Annotated in this window: 12 protein-coding genes and 1 riboswitch; of the genes, 3 read left to right on the top strand and 9 right to left on the bottom strand. The window is 44.5% G+C overall.

Features of this window, described 5'->3' with window-relative positions:
* Positions 1-19: 19 nt before the first annotated feature.
* From AOU00_RS06745 to AOU00_RS06730, 4 genes are all read right to left on the bottom strand, one after another.
* Complete coding sequence (locus AOU00_RS06745; RefSeq protein ID WP_069290225.1) at positions 20-535, bottom strand: thioredoxin family protein; 516 nt, start codon at positions 533-535, stop codon at positions 20-22.
* A gap of 138 nt (positions 536-673) precedes the next feature.
* Positions 674-2,530, bottom strand: a complete 1,857-nt coding sequence (locus AOU00_RS06740) for a beta-glucoside-specific PTS transporter subunit IIABC (RefSeq protein WP_069290224.1) — start codon at positions 2,528-2,530, stop codon at positions 674-676.
* A 232-nt stretch (positions 2,531-2,762) separates the two neighbouring features.
* The gene (gene licT, locus AOU00_RS06735; protein WP_023990001.1) at positions 2,763-3,605 is read right to left on the bottom strand and encodes a BglG family transcription antiterminator LicT; all 843 of its coding nucleotides are present in this window, start codon (positions 3,603-3,605) and stop codon (positions 2,763-2,765) included.
* Between the two features lie 233 nt (positions 3,606-3,838).
* Positions 3,839-4,810, bottom strand: a complete 972-nt coding sequence (locus AOU00_RS06730) for a LacI family DNA-binding transcriptional regulator (protein ID WP_069290223.1) — start codon at positions 4,808-4,810, stop codon at positions 3,839-3,841.
* Between the two features lie 216 nt (positions 4,811-5,026).
* Between AOU00_RS06730 and AOU00_RS06725 the strand changes: the two genes are divergently transcribed.
* Complete coding sequence (locus AOU00_RS06725; RefSeq protein ID WP_069290222.1) at positions 5,027-6,484, top strand: glycoside hydrolase family 1 protein; 1,458 nt, start codon at positions 5,027-5,029, stop codon at positions 6,482-6,484.
* A gap of 263 nt (positions 6,485-6,747) precedes the next feature.
* Positions 6,748-6,842: riboswitch (glycine riboswitch) on the top strand.
* Between the two features lie 158 nt (positions 6,843-7,000).
* Complete coding sequence (locus AOU00_RS06720) at positions 7,001-8,419, top strand: alanine/glycine:cation symporter family protein (protein WP_061828833.1); 1,419 nt, start codon at positions 7,001-7,003, stop codon at positions 8,417-8,419.
* A gap of 57 nt (positions 8,420-8,476) precedes the next feature.
* Here AOU00_RS06720 and AOU00_RS06715 read toward each other — a convergent pair whose 3' ends face one another.
* The 5 genes from AOU00_RS06715 to AOU00_RS06695 form a co-directional block, all read right to left on the bottom strand.
* A complete protein-coding gene (locus tag AOU00_RS06715; protein ID WP_061828832.1) occupies positions 8,477-9,649 on the bottom strand; it encodes an iron-containing alcohol dehydrogenase in 1,173 nt (390 codons plus the stop codon).
* Between the two features lie 148 nt (positions 9,650-9,797).
* On the bottom strand, positions 9,798-10,625 hold the full coding sequence (locus AOU00_RS06710) for a carbohydrate ABC transporter permease (RefSeq protein ID WP_061828831.1): 828 nt from the start codon (positions 10,623-10,625) through the stop codon (positions 9,798-9,800).
* 22 nt (positions 10,626-10,647) lie between these two features.
* Positions 10,648-11,523, bottom strand: coding sequence for a carbohydrate ABC transporter permease (locus AOU00_RS06705; protein WP_061828888.1), 876 nt, complete (start codon positions 11,521-11,523; stop codon positions 10,648-10,650).
* Positions 11,524-11,555: 32 nt separating this feature from the next.
* Positions 11,556-12,839, bottom strand: a complete 1,284-nt coding sequence (locus AOU00_RS06700) for an ABC transporter substrate-binding protein (RefSeq protein WP_061828830.1) — start codon at positions 12,837-12,839, stop codon at positions 11,556-11,558.
* Positions 12,840-13,035: 196 nt separating this feature from the next.
* Positions 13,036-14,517: a PTS transporter subunit EIIC gene (locus AOU00_RS06695; protein WP_061828829.1), complete on the bottom strand. Its 1,482-nt coding sequence runs from the start codon at positions 14,515-14,517 to the stop codon at positions 13,036-13,038.
* Positions 14,518-14,834: 317 nt separating this feature from the next.
* On the opposite strand from AOU00_RS06695, the gene AOU00_RS06690 reads away from it, so the two are divergent.
* A complete protein-coding gene (locus tag AOU00_RS06690; protein WP_061828828.1) occupies positions 14,835-15,659 on the top strand; it encodes an MIP/aquaporin family protein in 825 nt (274 codons plus the stop codon).
* The last annotated feature ends 25 nt before the right edge of the window (positions 15,660-15,684 follow it).

Raw genomic sequence — 15,684 nt, 5'->3', positions numbered from 1 at the left:
AAATGAATAGAAAAGAGACTTATAAAATAATTTTCTTGGAAGTCAGCCACTCTTTTACGGCGTCCGTACTGAGGTCTCTTTTAGGTGTCCATTCTATTTTATCAACCAGTTTGCCGTTTCTGAATTCTGCAATGGTGGGGGTGTATTTTATGTTGTAATCCTCTTTGAATTTATTCCATTGGGACTTGTCCTTATGGATTTTGTGTACGTTCAAAAAAGTAATTTTAGAGCCTAGATTATACTGCTCAATCATCTTGTTAAAGTTAGGCTCAAACCGGTTGCAGTCGCCACAACTGGGTCTGCCGACATAGACAAGTACACTTCGATCCTGTTGAATTAAACTCTTAAAATTTTCGAATGTAACCGCATTCAAGTGGTCATATATTTCCGGGTAATTGCTTTTGCTCGCTTGGATTTCTTTGTCTTTTTGTTGAACAACCTGCTCTAGGTCTTGAAATTTAGCTACAGCTGAAATAGCGATACCAATGATAAGTAATACAATGACACTTAACCCGGCGATATATCCTTTTTTCACAGAAATCCTCCTTTTTTTACAATCTTACACTTACAGTAAATGATATTTCCATTTCTAGCTGTAACACTTGTCTCATTATGTATAAAAAAAGAAGCTTTCCATTGTTGGGAAAGCTTCTTTAGTCTGATAGTTAAAACGTTAGACCACAACAGTCAACAAGTAATCCTCACGCTTCACTTCAGTTTCCATTGTGTTCAACACATCCAGGTATTGAGCGGAATTTGTTACGATAATTGGTGTAGCTGTAATATAGCCTGCCGCCTTAATTTGCTCCATATCAAATTCAAGCAACAGTTGTCCTTGCTTAACCACATCGCCTTCCTTAACGCGCTTGTCAAAGAATTGTCCTTTTAGTTTCACTGTATTCACACCCACGTGAATCAGAATTTCTGCTCCGTCATTGGAAGTAATACCGATTGCATGTCCGGTCGGGAATACTGTCGTAATCGTTCCATTGACAGGAGATGTCAGCACACCCTCTGTAGGATCAATGAGGATTCCTTTTCCCATAGCACCTGAAGCAAAAGCAACATCAGAAGATTGTTCCAAAGGCAATACTTTACCTTGCAGTGGGCTTACGAGAATTTCTTTCTCGATTGCCACTTCTTTCTTTACGGGTGCAGCTTCTGTTTTTGCAGTTTCTTCTTTTGGATCTTCAAAGCCCAAAATCATAACCAACACAACTGCGAGTACAAAGGCAACGAGCAAACCGATGACTACCCACAAGAATCCAGTTCCAAAATAAGTTGGCAACGCCAGCAAACTAGGCAGGGAGAAGGATTTTGCAGTCGCTCCGCCAGAAGCGATAATGGCGCCCCCAATACCACCGGAAATACAAGCATAAATGAAAGGCTTTTTCAATTTCAAAGTTACACCATAAATCGTTGGTTCAGTAATCCCGAATACAGCTGCCAGTGTAGAGGAACCAGCCAAAGCCTTCATCTGGGTGTTCCGGGATTTCAGGAATACCCCCAGTGTTGCACCGGCTTGAGAAAGTACAGCTGCTGTAAGCATCGGAAGCATCGTGTCATAACCCAATGTTGCAATATTGGACAGCATGATAGGAACAAAGCCCCAGTGTACGCCGAAAATAACAAATACTTGCCAGAATGCTCCGGCAACAGCTCCGGCGATCAATGGGCTTAAATTGTATACCCATGTAAAACCGTTCGCCAAGCCCTGACTGATCAGGTTACCGACTGGACCAAAGGCCAAAAACGTCAACGGAACAACGACCAGTAGTGATAGCATAGGTACGATAATGTTTTTAACCGATTGATGGATAAAGGAATTGAACCAGCGCTCCACATAGGACTGTACCCATACCGCGAGAATAATTGGGATTACGCTGGAACTGTATTTAATTAAAATGATTGGAATCCCGAGAAAAGCCAGTTTTGCCGGATTGTCCACCGCTGCAATAACATCCGGGTAGACAAGGGCTCCAGCAACTGCGACAGATACAAAGGCATTTGTCTTAAATTTACGGGACGATGTAATAGCCAGAAATAGAGGCAAGAAATAAAATACACTGTCTGAAGCGGCGTTCAGAATCAGATACGTACCGCTTGTATTATCAATCCATTGGAGCGACAAAATTAAGGCCAGAATCCCTTTGAGCAAACCCGCCCCTGCAAGAGCTCCCAAAAGAGGAGAAAAAATGCTGGAAATGATATCGACCGCTTTTCCAAGGAAATTCGTTTTTTCGGAAGACTCTTCCTTTTTCGCATTTGGATTGTCAGCATCCTGTAAATTTGTTTCTGCCATCATATGCTCAAACACTTGACCTACATTGTTGCCGATAACAACTTGAAACTGGCCGCTGCTTTCCACTACTGTAATGACACCAGGGGTTGCTTCCAGTGCGGCTTTGTCTGCTTTTGTACGATCATTTAATTTAAATCTCAAGCGTGTAGCGCAATGGAATACCGAATTGACATTCTCTTCGCCACCAACGAGGGTCACTATTTTTTTAGATAGTTCTTTATCACTCATGTTCAGAACTCCTTATGGGTTATTCTTGCTACTGATAGGATTTACTGTTTACAGCTGTTGCTAAGATACGCCGGCGTGCATCTTTTTAAACTTGTAAACAAGAAAAACCTAAACTCGTGGTGAAAACTACGCACTCTCTCCTATAAGGGAACGTCGATTTCACCATCAGTTTAGGTTTTGCCTGCCTTACCAGTCACAATCCATGAACGATGAAAGTATGAAATTGTTAGTCTTATATGTTATTACGTTCAGTTACGCGATGAATATGGATAGTTAGATATACGTATTCATCCTTGCTTAAATATTGATCGTATGTTTTTTCCAGATACTCATTGATCTTTTGAGCACAAGCAAAAGCTTCGGTATACGTCTGCTTTACCTGGTTGTACAAAAATTCTTCACCACTGTGAATGACTTCTTTGCGAATCACTCGCATCGCAAAATATTGCAAATGTGTCAAAAATCTCGAGTAGCTAAAAGAAGACTCATCCAGCACAATTCCGTAATGATACGTAATAATGTTCAAGATATGTTGGACAATCTCAGTCATTTTCAGTGTGGACTTCATTTCGTTACCGTCGATCCGTGCATTCACCATATGCAATGCAATAAATCCCGCTTCATCTTCGCCTAATTTTACTCCGAGCGTATTTTCAATTTTTTGGAGAGCATCCAGCCCAACTGCAAATTCTTTTTTGTAAAAGCGTTTAATTTCATACAGCATCGCGTTTTGGAGTGCCAGTCCTTTTTCTTGCCGTTGTATGGCAAAATGAATATGGTCGGTCAACGTTAAATAAATATTATCGCTTAACTCCGTATCCAACACTTCCGTTGCATGGGTTACGATTTCATTCACGACCTCCAGATGAGATACAGGAATATCGTTCAGCAACTCGGTTAGTTTGGCCGTGAACTCGTTTTCATTTAACATGAAAATCTTATCTATTTTATCATCATCGACTTGATCACCAGCCACCTTTTTGAAGGAAATACCTCTTCCCATCACGATGACCTCTTTGCCTTTATCGTTTTTAGTCAATAGGACGTTGTTATTGAGCACCTTCTCAATAATCATTGAAGTTCCCCCTCCCATCCTTTACCAATAAAAAATGCCTAAGCACAATTCAATACTATTGTTAGCAATAGCACTCAATTGAACTCAGGCATTGCCCGCATCACCGGTCACAATCCTTCGATATAGTGCTATTGTAGCACAAAAAAAAGCGATTTCAACATATTTTATTCTCTTTCGACAAAAAATATTTCATATCAAGGCCCTTTTGCCTAATTTGCAAGTACATCGTTACCTTATGTAGTCGTACGTTCAATGAGGCTGTACTCTAGCGAATGAAGCTTCATTTGGCGTCCAATCAGCTGAGGGGAAAGCATGAAAAAGGCATTTTGTGCTTGAGCCATGATAGGATTTTGAATCGTTGTAATCCCCAGCGTATGCGCCAGCTCCGTGTTATCGAATCCAACAATTGCTAGATCTTCCGGTACGTTCAGTTGTTGTCTGCGTGCTTCGCAGAGAATGCCCACTGCTACATAATCGTTAGCACATAAAATAGCCTCTGGAAATTCGTCCGGATGCTGTAACAGATCCCGTACGACCTGTTCGCCATCACGGATATTATAAATAGAAGAGTGATTCCAGTGTTGCAACACGGGCAGATTGTGCTCACTCATGATCTGTTCGTAGGCTCGTTGTCTACTATGGGTATTAATACTGCTCGGACGGCCAAAAGCATTGGCTATACGAGTATAGCCTTTTTGTATCAAATGTTTGAGCGCTAACATATATCCTTCATACTGATCCATAGCGACGGAGCGAATATCGGTATGCTCCATTCGTTGCCACGACACGATCGGGCCATATTTGCAATAGGTGCTCAAAAAATCAGTGTCATTCACGCAGGAAATGATGACCAGCGCATCGACTCTTTTTCTTTTTAAATCCTCAAAGGCTTGAAGCTCTTTCTTTTTGTCTTCTCCCGAAGTATAAATAATGGTTTGAAATTCATATTGGCCCGCTACTTCCACAAAGCTGTCCAGAAAAGCGAGAACAATTTCATTAATAGTTGAAGTAATGATACCGATCTGAAGCGTCTGACCCTTGGATAGAGAAATGGCATTTCGATTAGGAACATAATCTAATTCCTGCATGATTTTCAAAATTTTAGCTCTTGTTTCGTGACTAACATGGGGGGACTGATTTAATACTCTGGATACCGTAGCTTTGGAAAAGCCCGCCAGTTTTGCAATTTGATCAAGATTCGACATGGTGCTTCTCCTCACATAAGAAAAAAATAAATTCTTGACATGAAACGCGTTACAACGATTAGGATGCTTATGAAGGCATTACGTCTATTTTAAAGTATCTGTCAATGCATTTCAAAGGAGAACGGTTATCGTTAGGTATTGATTCATATTTGCAGCACTTGATGGGATGACTTGACCAAAGTAAAAATCTTAAATACGGAAAGAGGTTTTTATACTATGACGAAGACGCTAAAAGGGTTTCCGAAAAACTTCTTGTGGGGCGGGGCAACCGCAGCCAACCAATTGGAAGGTGCTTTTGACATAGATGGAAAAGGATTGTCCAGCGCAGACATGGTTGCCTATGTACCCAAAGCAGAGCGCAAGAACGATCACGCTATAGAGATTTCGTCCGAACGACTCGAAGACATTTTGGCAGGCAAAGTCAATGCACGTTTTCCAAAGCGTGAAGGTGTAGACTTTTACCACCATTACAAAGAAGATATTGCATTATTCGCTGAAATGGGCTTTAAAGTATTCCGTATGTCCATCCACTGGTCGCGGATTTTCCCGAATGGCTATGATGCCGAGCCAAATGAAGCAGGATTGCAATTCTACGACAATGTATTTGATGAGCTGCGAAAGTATAATATTGAGCCGCTGGTAACATTGTCACATTATGAAACACCGCTAGGTCTGACGCAGAAGTATAATGGCTGGCTGGGACGTGAAGTCATACAGCATTACGTAAATTATGCCGAAACGGTGTTTACACGCTATAAGGATAAAGTAAAATACTGGCTGACCTTTAATGAAATCAATGTAATGACCATGAGTCCGTTCACCGGTGGCGGTGTGGTTATTGACCGTGTAGAAAACAAACAACAAGCGATATATCAAGCATTGCATCATCAATTTGTAGCTAGTGCACTGGCGACCAGACGGGGACATGAGATCATCCCGGGCGCTCAGATCGGCTGTATGCTGGCACGTATTGAAAGCTATCCACATACGTGTAACCCAGAGGATATACTGAAAGCCCAGCATGAAAATCAGATGAACCTGTTCTTTACGGATGTGCATGCCCGTGGGGAATATTCTAACTACATGAATCGTTATTTTGAAGAAAATAATGTTGTAATACACACAGAACCAGGCGATGCCGAAATATTGAAAAATAATACGGTTGATTTTATCTCATTCAGCTACTATATGACCTTGACCGTATCTGCAGGTCCAGAAGGCCAAAAAGCAGCAGGAAACCTGATTGGTGGCGTGAAAAATCCGTATCTGCAGTCCTCCGACTGGGGCTGGCAGATCGATCCGATCGGCCTGCGTGTTACGCTGAATACGTTTTATGACCGCTATCAAAAGCCGCTGTTCATCGTGGAAAATGGTTTGGGTGCGTATGATAAGGTGGAAGAAGACGGCTCTGTGCATGACACGTATCGCATTGATTACTTGCGTCAGCATATTGCCCAAATGAAGGAAGCGATTGCCGACGGTGTTGATCTGATTGGTTACACCAGCTGGGGTCCTATCGACCTTGTGAGCATGTCTACTTCCGAAATGTCCAAGCGCTACGGATTTATTTACGTTGATCTGGATGATGACGGTAACGGAACGCTCAAACGCTCCAAAAAGGACTCATTTAACTGGTATAAAAATGTGATAGCAACCAATGGTGAAGAATTGTAATTCCATATCGTCTCGGGCGGGTATAGCAGAGGACATTCTAAGGATGCAATCTGCTGTACCCGCTTTTTCGATAGACACAATAATAATATTTCAGAGGGCTTCACAAACTTTTCACTTGTAATAAGCTGAAAGTTTTCTGTATAATGAATAAAAATTTCATATGTCTGGTTGATGTTTGCGGGAGATGGAACGAAGGTTCCGACCGAAGGGGCAAAACTCTCAGGTGCTTAGGCTGATTACAGCAACAAGCGGGGACCGTAAACGGACAGAACTCTGGAGAGACCCTTAATTGGGCGCCGAAGGTGCACCGCAGATAACATCTGCTTAAACTCTCAGGCAAAAGGACAGAGACGCGAATAACCTGTGACAGGGAATGCCCTAGGCTTTTTTATGAGCTATTGAGGTAGAAACCTGCACAAGATGGTTGTATTTTTTCGTGCCTTTAACCTCTCCAGGAGTCGAATCAGCGGATTTGACTCTTTTTTGTTTTCTAATATGCTGGAGGAGCGGGTTGAAATGAATTTGGTACATGTATTAGAGACGATTGACAGCTGGATATGGGGAGCACCGCTTCTTATTCTCGTAATGGGCACTGGGTTGTGGCTAACGATCCGTTTGAAGCTGCTCCAGGTTATTCGATTGCCTTTGGCGCTCAAGCTAATTGGTAAAGCGCCGGACGAAGGTAGTGGAGATGTAAGCAGCTTCGGAGCATTGAGCACGGCACTGGCAGCTACTGTAGGTACAGGAAGTATCGTCGGCGTGGCAACAGCAATCAAACTGGGTGGGCCCGGTTCATTATTCTGGATGCTGGTTGCAGCTTTTTTCGGGATGGCAACCAAATATGCGGAAGGATTATTATCCGTTAAATACCGTGTTAAAGACCGGAACGGACAATTTTCGGGTGGTCCGATGTATTATATTGAAAACGGACTTGGCCGCCGTTTCAAGCCGTTGGCGATGTTGTTTGCCTTTTCTGGTGTTCTTGTAGCCCTATTTGGAATCGGTACTTTTCCGCAAGTAAAGGCTATCGTTTCTTCGACGGAAAGTAGCTTTGGAGTGCCAACGGTAGTTACAGCGATCATTATTTCCGTGTTAACGGCTGTTGTTACGATTGGAGGACTCAAAAGTATTGCCAAGGTATCCACAAAGATTGTTCCATTCATGTCGGGGCTCTATATCGTAGTTTGCTTAATTGTACTCATTAAGTTTGCAGGAGAGCTTCCTCATGCGATTGCTTTAGTATTACAAGGGGCCTTCTCGACCACATCTGCAACGGGTGGATTTGCCGGAGCGACGATTATGTTGGCGATGCGAAGCGGAGTTGCCAGAGGTATTTTTGCTAATGAAGCCGGTTTGGGAAGTGCGCCAATTGCAGCAGCTGCTGCTAAGACGAAATGGCCTGCAGAACAAGGGCTGATATCCATGACAGGCGTATTTATTGATACAATGATTATTTGTAATCTGACGGGATTTACGTTGCTGGTTACGGGAATATGGAGTGGAAATGACGATGGAGGTCTGATGACCCAGCATGCGTTTTCCAGTGCCTTTCCGGCTGGTGCAGAGCTCGTGACGATTAGCCTTATTTTATTTGCGTTCACAACGATACTGGGCTGGAGTTACTACGGGGAACGTTGTGTTGAATATTTACTGGGTGTCAAATGGATTAAACCATACCGTTATTTGTTCATCGCACTTGTGGCAGGAGGTGCGTTCATCAAGTTGGAAGCCATTTGGCTGCTGGCAGATATCTTTAACGCAATGATGGCTTTCCCGAACCTGATTGCACTGCTCGGCTTATCAGGAATTGTAGTTGCGGAAACCCGAACCTATATGGATTCTCTGTATCCTAATAAGAAAAAGGGCATTCTTGCAGGTGCCAGTGTAGGGGCAGCTATTCAAGTAGAAGAAAAGGGACACACGGTTAATTCATAAATTCCAAAAGGGAGTGCCCTCAGCCATCACAGGCTTGAGGACACTCCCTTTTAAATGTTATAACGATGCACGCAAAATAGCTAAAATATCTTCTTGATTCAGCTTTTTATAATTACCAAAGCCTCCGTACTCCATTTCACGGGCTGCAATGTCCGCGATTTTTTCCAATTGCTCATCATTAATATTGTAATCGGCCAGCGTAGAAGGGGCACCGAGACTTGTCCAGAATGCACTAAGACGATCAATACCTTCCAAGGCGATTTCTCTATCTGTTTTACCTACGGTGTCTAAGTCAAACATGCTGAGCATCAGCCGCTTCATGCGTGCAGCATCCTGATCCACTGTATGTCTCATCCAGTTGGGAAACAGAATTGCCAGACCGCCAGCATGAGGAATATCATATACAGCGGATAATGCATGTTCAATCGTATGCGAAGCCCAATCCCCGAAGTAGCCCATTTGCAGTGTTCCGTTAAGAGCAATCGTTCCGGCATATAAAATCGTTTCACGATGCTCGTAGTTGTGCAAATCCTCCAGCAGTTTAGGTGCAGTTTCGATCACGGTTTGCAGCACGGAAAAGCACATACGATCTTGCAACGGTGTATTTTTAACATTGTGAAAATACTGTTCAAACACATGGCTCATCATATCCACCATGCCATATACCGTCTGATCACGTGGCACAGAGAAGGTGTTTTTTGGGTCCAGAATCGAAAATTTCGGATGCGTCACCGTGCTGCCCCATACGTATTTTTCGTTCGTTTCCCAGTTGGTGATAACAGAATCCGGATTCATTTCTGAACCGGTGGCGGCGAGTGTGAGGATGGTGCCGAATGGTAGAGCCTCGGTCGGCATGTGCTTTTTGTTGATAATATCCCACACATCGCCGTCATATTTAGCCCCTGCTGCGATGGCTTTGGTGCAATCAATAACGCTTCCGCCGCCTACTGCAAGTAAGAAGTCGATGTTTTCATTTCGGCAAATGTCGATGCCCTTCTTAACGGTGGACAAGCGCGGATTCGGCTCTACGCCGGACAATTCATGAATGTTAAGATGTAGCGGCTCTAACGCGTTTAATACTTGGTCATACAGACCATTTCGCTTGACACTTCCGCCTCCGTATATCAGTAAAATATTTTTGCCGTAATTCAGCAGCTCCTGCTGCAGTTCTTCAATTTGATTGTCTCCAAATATTAATTTGGTGGGGTTATAATATGTGAATTTGTTCATCTGGAAAGTTCCCCTCAGTTCATAGTTCATGTTCAAATCGTAAATCGCTTAACCTGATTGCCTGTTGGATACCTAACTTCATCATGTAAGCTATTTGAAATGACGATTAACTATTATACATGAAATGAATAAGGGAATTCAAGTAAATCTAATCTTTGACCGCTCCGGCGGCAAGATCGGAAATAAACTGGCGGCTAATGAAAAGAAACAAAATAATAAGTGGCAGTACAGCCAGCAGGGTGCCCGCAATGACCATCGCATAATCCGTATTGTAAATCCCGTTCAATTGTGACAGTGCAATCTGGAGCGTGAATTTACGCTCATCCGTTAAGACGATTAGCGGCCATAAATAATCATTCCAAGCTCCTATAAAGGTAAACGCGCCGAGAAAAGCGAACGCAGGACGTAGAATAGGCAGTGCTACATTCAAGTACAGTCGAAAAAAGCTGCATCCGTCCATCCGGCCCGCATCCAGCAGCTCCTTTGGGATGGATTCTTCCGCATATTGACGAATCCAGAAAATGCCGAAGGCATTAACCATCCCCGGGATGATAAGCGCTTTGAACGTACCTACCCATCCAAAGGAGGCCATCATGACAAAGGAGGGGACAAGCGAAAGTTGTGAAGGGACCATCATTGTAGCTAGCAGAACGATAAATAGCACTTTTTTGCCCGGAAAATCAAACTTGGCGAATGCAAAACCTGCCAGTGAATCGAAAAACAGAACCAATAGGGTAACAGAACTGGCTACAAAAAGGGTATTAAAAAAGGCTCCGGCAAAATTAATCTGCTGTAATACTCTCGTTATGTTATCCAAGAAGTGGCTGCCAAACCACAATTGCGGTGGAAAACGGTAGATGTCTGAAGTGGTACGAGTTGCCATGACGATCAGCCAGTAAAATGGAAACATCGACAGGATGATTCCCACCAACAATCCGGCATATAAAACAAAGGATTTTGCGCGTGTCTGCATCATGTTGTGAAGCTCCTTCCCATCGTTATTTTTTACCTTGAACGAGTTTCCAGTTTATGATGGAGAATAGAGCAATGATGAGGAACATGCCCCATCCGACGGCTGCACCATATCCAAAATAGTTGTTAATGAACGACTCGCGGTACAGGTATAAAACGATGGTCATGCCACTTGCCCCGGAACCGCCGTCATTACCGACCAGGACCTGTGGCTCGGTGAAGAGCTGCATACCGCCGATGGTGGACGTAATGACCGTAAACAGAATGACTGGGCGCAGCATGGGGATAGTGATGCGGAAAAAAGCTTGCGCTCCGGTTGCCCCGTCTATTTTGGCGGCCTCATACAGCACATGCGGAATACTCTGGAGTCCGGCCAAATAGATGATTGCGTTATAGCCCATCCATCTCCATACGACCATAGAAGAAATGGCAATTTGGATACCCCATGGCACATTCAACCATTGAACCATGGGTAGTCCCAAGAGTTGCAGAAGGTAGTTGAGAAATCCAAAATTGTTGGCAAATAAGGCACCAAATATGATGGCAACAGCCACAATAGACGTCACATTGGGCAGGAAGAATCCAACTCGCCATAAGGTGCGCATTTTCACAAAAGGGGCATAAAGCAGAAAGGCAATAATCAGTGCGAAGAATAGCATCGGAATCGTTGCATACACCCAGATCACAAAGGTGTTGCCTACAGCCTGCCAAAATTCATTGTCTGTCACAAGGTAGCGAAAATTGCCCCAGCCGTTGTAGGTCATGTCTCCGATCCCGTCCCATTTGTGAAACGCTAGATATAATGAAAAGCCAATCGGAAACAGTCCAAAGATGCCAAACAGCAGATAAAACGGCGAGATCGCAGCATAAACGACACGGTGCTTCCAGATTTCTCTCAGCATAATGTCCACACGCCTTTTTTGAATTTTGTTTTTTATCGCTGTAATTCCCGTTCGATTCGATCCATGGTTTCCGTCCATAATGCATCGGGATTGGCATCCTGCTTGGCGACATTAGCAAGGCGACGGGTCACAATGCCGTGGATGACAGGATAGCGCTCGCCGAAATAGCTGCTTTTCACATGACGTGCGGAAGTGGCAAAGATGAGTCCGGTGGCCTGACCACCAAAGAAAGGCTCGGGTGTCTCCATGATAGGATCGTCATAGACGCCGGGAGTGGACGGGAACAGTCCGATTTTGTGGTAGGCTTCCAGCTGGTGTTCCGGGTTTTGCAGCCAGGTCAGGACTTCAAAAGCTTCTTTGGGATGTTTGCTGGATTTGAGGATAGAAATGAAAGAACCACCCAGGTTGCCGTCTCCTCCAGGAGCACGGGCGACTCTCCATTTGCCCGCTGTATCCGGCGCGGCCTCTGTGAGAACTTGCTTCATCCAGATAGCCCCTACAAAAGAGGCAATTTTGCCGTTATTGACCGAAGCGTTCCATTCGGGAGTCCAGCCATCCGCATTGGCGAGCAGATGCTTCTTGTGGAAATCGACAGCGGTTTTCCAGCCCAGACGGATGTCAGGAGATTGATTGCCGATGTAGCTGCCATCCGGCTTGAAGTAAAGGTTTGTGTGCTGAGCGAGTACCTGATTGTAAACGTTTACAATATTATCAGCCAAAAATGAACGGCTTCCGAATTTCTGCTGAAGTTGTTCTCCGGCTGCCATGTAATCATCCCATGTGCGGATGGAGGCACTAACCTTTTCAGGCTCACTAGGCAAGCCTGCTTGTGCAAACAGATCACTTCGATAGAAGAGGGCGGTAGGCCCAGTATCCATGGGAAATGCAATCATTTTACCATCAGGAGTGATCCCTTGATTCCATTTCCATTCCAAATATTGATCCTTCAAGCGGTCTGCTCCGAGTTCCCTTAAGTCATAAAAACGATCCGCACTGGGGAACAGCTCCACCATCCAATCGTTCAGAGCTACGATGTCTGGTTCACCGGAACGAGCTGCGAGCGTTGTCTTCAGTTTGGCTTTGAAGTCACCGCCTATTTTTTGAGTTTTTAATTCAATGTTGGGAAATTGTTTTTCCGCCTGGGCGAGTAGTTCATCGTCAATGGAACGGTTCCAGTACCACAATGTAAGCGTTATCTTTTTTCTGTTTGACAAATTAGTTTCAGATGATTGACTTTCAGAGGACGAGGGTTCACTACAAGCACTGAACATCGTGAGAAAAGCAAGACATAATACCAGCCATTGTACTGTCTTCACATCATTTCCCTCCTTGCTGTCTGAGATAATCTGCCTGCTAAACAAGTTGTAAATGGTTTAGCTCCATCATATGAAGCTGTTACCCATTTATGTGCATTGCCTTAACCAAAAACAAAAAATTTGAAACGTTTATTACTAAAAAAAAGCACGCGCGTCTGTTATATGAAGAACGCACGTGTTTAAGTTAGGGATTCAGCTATGACATCAGCCGCTGTATTTCATCTTTCAGAATTTCGGACCGAGTCCCGAAAATAACCTGCAGGGTACCATTACCAAGCCTGATGATTCCCGACGCTCCGAGCTGCTTGAGAGCTTGATCGTTAACCGCTTTGTCGTCTTTGACGACAAGACGCAGCCGCGTGATGCAGGCATCAATGCTTTGGATATTGTCTGAACCGCCGAGATAGGTTAGTATTCTGCCTGCCTGACTGGACTGAGTGTTGGATGTGGTGCTTGCCTTTCCATTGGGTACAGATTCGTTAGCCTCAGACAGGAGACTGTCTTCTACATCGTCTTCACGCCCAGGAGTTTTTAGGTTGAATTTGAGAATGATAAATCGGAACAGAAAGTAATAGATGAGGGCGAAGACAAGTCCGACCGGGATCATTCGCAACGGATGGGTGGAGAGTTTCATATTGACCAGATAGTCAATGAGTCCTGCTGAAAAAGAAAAGCCAAGTTTGACATCCAGTAGGTATACGACCAGGCCACTCAGGCCTGTCAGCAGAGCATGAACGCCGTAAAGCAATGGTGCAATGAACATAAACGAAAATTCGAGGGGCTCGGTAATTCCGGTCAGGAACGATGCCAGCGCAGAACCGATGAAGATGGAAGCGACGGCTTTACGTTTTTCCGGTTTGGCGGTATGGATGAATGCGAGGGCTGCTGCTGGCAGCGCGAACATCATAATGGGGAAAAAGCCGGACATGAATATACCCGCCGATGTATCGCCTGCAAAAAAACGCGTCAGGTCACCATGAACGACCTCACCGGCAGCATTGGTGTAGTCACCAATTTGAAACCATGCGATCGAGTTCAACACATGATGCAAACCGAGCGGGATCAGCAGCCGATTGGCAATCATGAATACCATTGATCCGATTCCGCCAAAGCCGACAATCCAGTTGCCGAAGACTGCAATCCCATCTTGTATCGGACTCCAGATCATGCCGAGCAGAATGGCCAGAATCATGGTCGTAAAGGCGGTGATCATGGGGACAAAGCGTTTGCCTGAGAAGAAGCCAAGCCAATCCGGGAGCTGAATATTATGATATTTTTTAAACAGAAAAGCAGACCATCCACCGATAAAAATACCCCCCAATACGCCCATGTCCAGCTTGACGTCGTCTGGAATATATGCAAATATACCCGGCACTGCCGCCAAAATACGGGTCAGCACCATATAGGCAATGACTGCCGATAATGCGGCTACTGCGTCGCCTGCCAGACCAATGGCAACACCAATGGAGAAAATGAGCGCAAGGTTACCGAAGATGGCCCCCGCCCCCTCGTTCAGAAAAGGAGTGATATAATGATTCAGAAATCCGCCAACTCCGGGACCAAGTGGTATATCCGTTTCATAATTAATCAGAGCTAATCCTTGCAAGATCCCTGCAGCGGGTAGAGTGGCTACTGGAAGCATTAACGACTTGCCGATTTTTTGCAGAAATTTCAGCATAACATTCTTCCCTTCTTCATCGAGTTTGGGAGTGTCGTATTCATCCTGAAATCCTCACATTAAACCATTTTTTCACATCATAAATCGGAGAATCTAACATGGTCAACGATTATTTTAAGCTATGAAGAAACGTAAATCCGCAGTTGACATCGCTTACATGCTTATATAGTATCAAATTTAAGTTAATAATCGTGACGGAGACAAGAGAGCCACGCAGACATCCCATGGTACAGCACAGGGTTGGTTTGTGATGGCTTTTCTTTTTTTGTGCGATGAAAACGATCAAAATCGGATGATCTATTGAGGAGGTAGGTTGTATGTCGCCATACGCAGCCGAATTCATAGGGACAATGATTCTTATTGCCCTAGGTGGCGGAGTGTGCGCAGGGGTGTCCCTGAAAAAGTCATTTGCCCACGCTTCCGGCTGGATTGTGGTCGGAATGGGTTGGGGGCTCGCGGTAGCTATTGCGGTGTATGCAGTGGGTCAAATCAGCGGAGCGCATTTGAATCCGGCAGTTACACTGGCGTTGGCATTTCAGGGTAGTTTTCCATGGCAAGATGTTCCCGGCTATATTGTGGCTCAGCTTCTCGGGGCCATGGCGGGTGCAGTGATCGTTATTTTGCATTATTGGCCCCACTGGAAAGAGACGGAGGACACAGCAGCCAAACTCAGTGTATTCGCGACAGGACCAGCTATTGATCATCCGTTTGGAAACGTGCTTAGTGAAATGATAGGTACTTTCATCTTTGTTCTTGCTTTACTGTCGTTTGGCGCCAATTCATTTACAGACGGCCTGAAACCGTTGATTGTTGGTTTTTTAGTTGTCAGTATCGGTTTATCCCTTGGAGGCACAACGGGCTATGCCATCAATCCAGCGAGGGATTTTGGGCCGCGTCTGATGCATTATTTACTACCGATTCCCGGTAAGGGGGCGTCCAACTGGAAATATGCATGGGTGCCCGTTATAGGACCGCTATTGGGGGGATCTTTCGCAGGGCCATTTTATCAGGCCGTTTTTAAGGGGAGTGTGACTCCGGCTTTTTGGATTTTACTAGGGATCATCGTGATTGTACTCTTGATTACCTTCCGTATGAGTCGAACTTATAAAAATCATAAAATGGATCACAAACTTACAGCGTAAAAACGATGGATTTACACGGGGAGAG

It is taken from the genome of Paenibacillus polymyxa, assembly GCF_001719045.1.
GTDB classification, from domain to species: Bacteria; Bacillota; Bacilli; order Paenibacillales; family Paenibacillaceae; genus Paenibacillus; species Paenibacillus polymyxa_B.
This window is presented reverse-complemented; position numbering and strand designations above follow the sequence as displayed.

What these genes read in the sequence shown, in the direction of transcription:
- AOU00_RS06730 (WP_069290223.1), bottom strand. Translation starts at nt 4,810, where the DNA reads ATGTCGAATCTTGATCAAATTGCAAAACTGGCGGGCTTTTCCAAAGCT.
- AOU00_RS06725 (WP_069290222.1), top strand. Translation starts at nt 5,027, where the DNA reads ATGACGAAGACGCTAAAAGGGTTTCCGAAAAACTTCTTGTGGGGCGGG.
- AOU00_RS06710 (WP_061828831.1), bottom strand. Translation starts at nt 10,625, where the DNA reads ATGATGCAGACACGCGCAAAATCCTTTGTTTTATATGCCGGATTGTTG.
- AOU00_RS06715 (WP_061828832.1), bottom strand. Translation starts at nt 9,649, where the DNA reads ATGAACAAATTCACATATTATAACCCCACCAAATTAATATTTGGAGAC.
- AOU00_RS06690 (WP_061828828.1), top strand. Translation starts at nt 14,835, where the DNA reads ATGTCGCCATACGCAGCCGAATTCATAGGGACAATGATTCTTATTGCC.
- AOU00_RS06695 (WP_061828829.1), bottom strand. Translation starts at nt 14,517, where the DNA reads ATGCTGAAATTTCTGCAAAAAATCGGCAAGTCGTTAATGCTTCCAGTA.
- licT (WP_023990001.1), bottom strand. Translation starts at nt 3,605, where the DNA reads ATGATTATTGAGAAGGTGCTCAATAACAACGTCCTATTGACTAAAAAC.
- AOU00_RS06740 (WP_069290224.1), bottom strand. Translation starts at nt 2,530, where the DNA reads ATGAGTGATAAAGAACTATCTAAAAAAATAGTGACCCTCGTTGGTGGC.
- AOU00_RS06720 (WP_061828833.1), top strand. Translation starts at nt 7,001, where the DNA reads ATGAATTTGGTACATGTATTAGAGACGATTGACAGCTGGATATGGGGA.
- AOU00_RS06705 (WP_061828888.1), bottom strand. Translation starts at nt 11,523, where the DNA reads ATGCTGAGAGAAATCTGGAAGCACCGTGTCGTTTATGCTGCGATCTCG.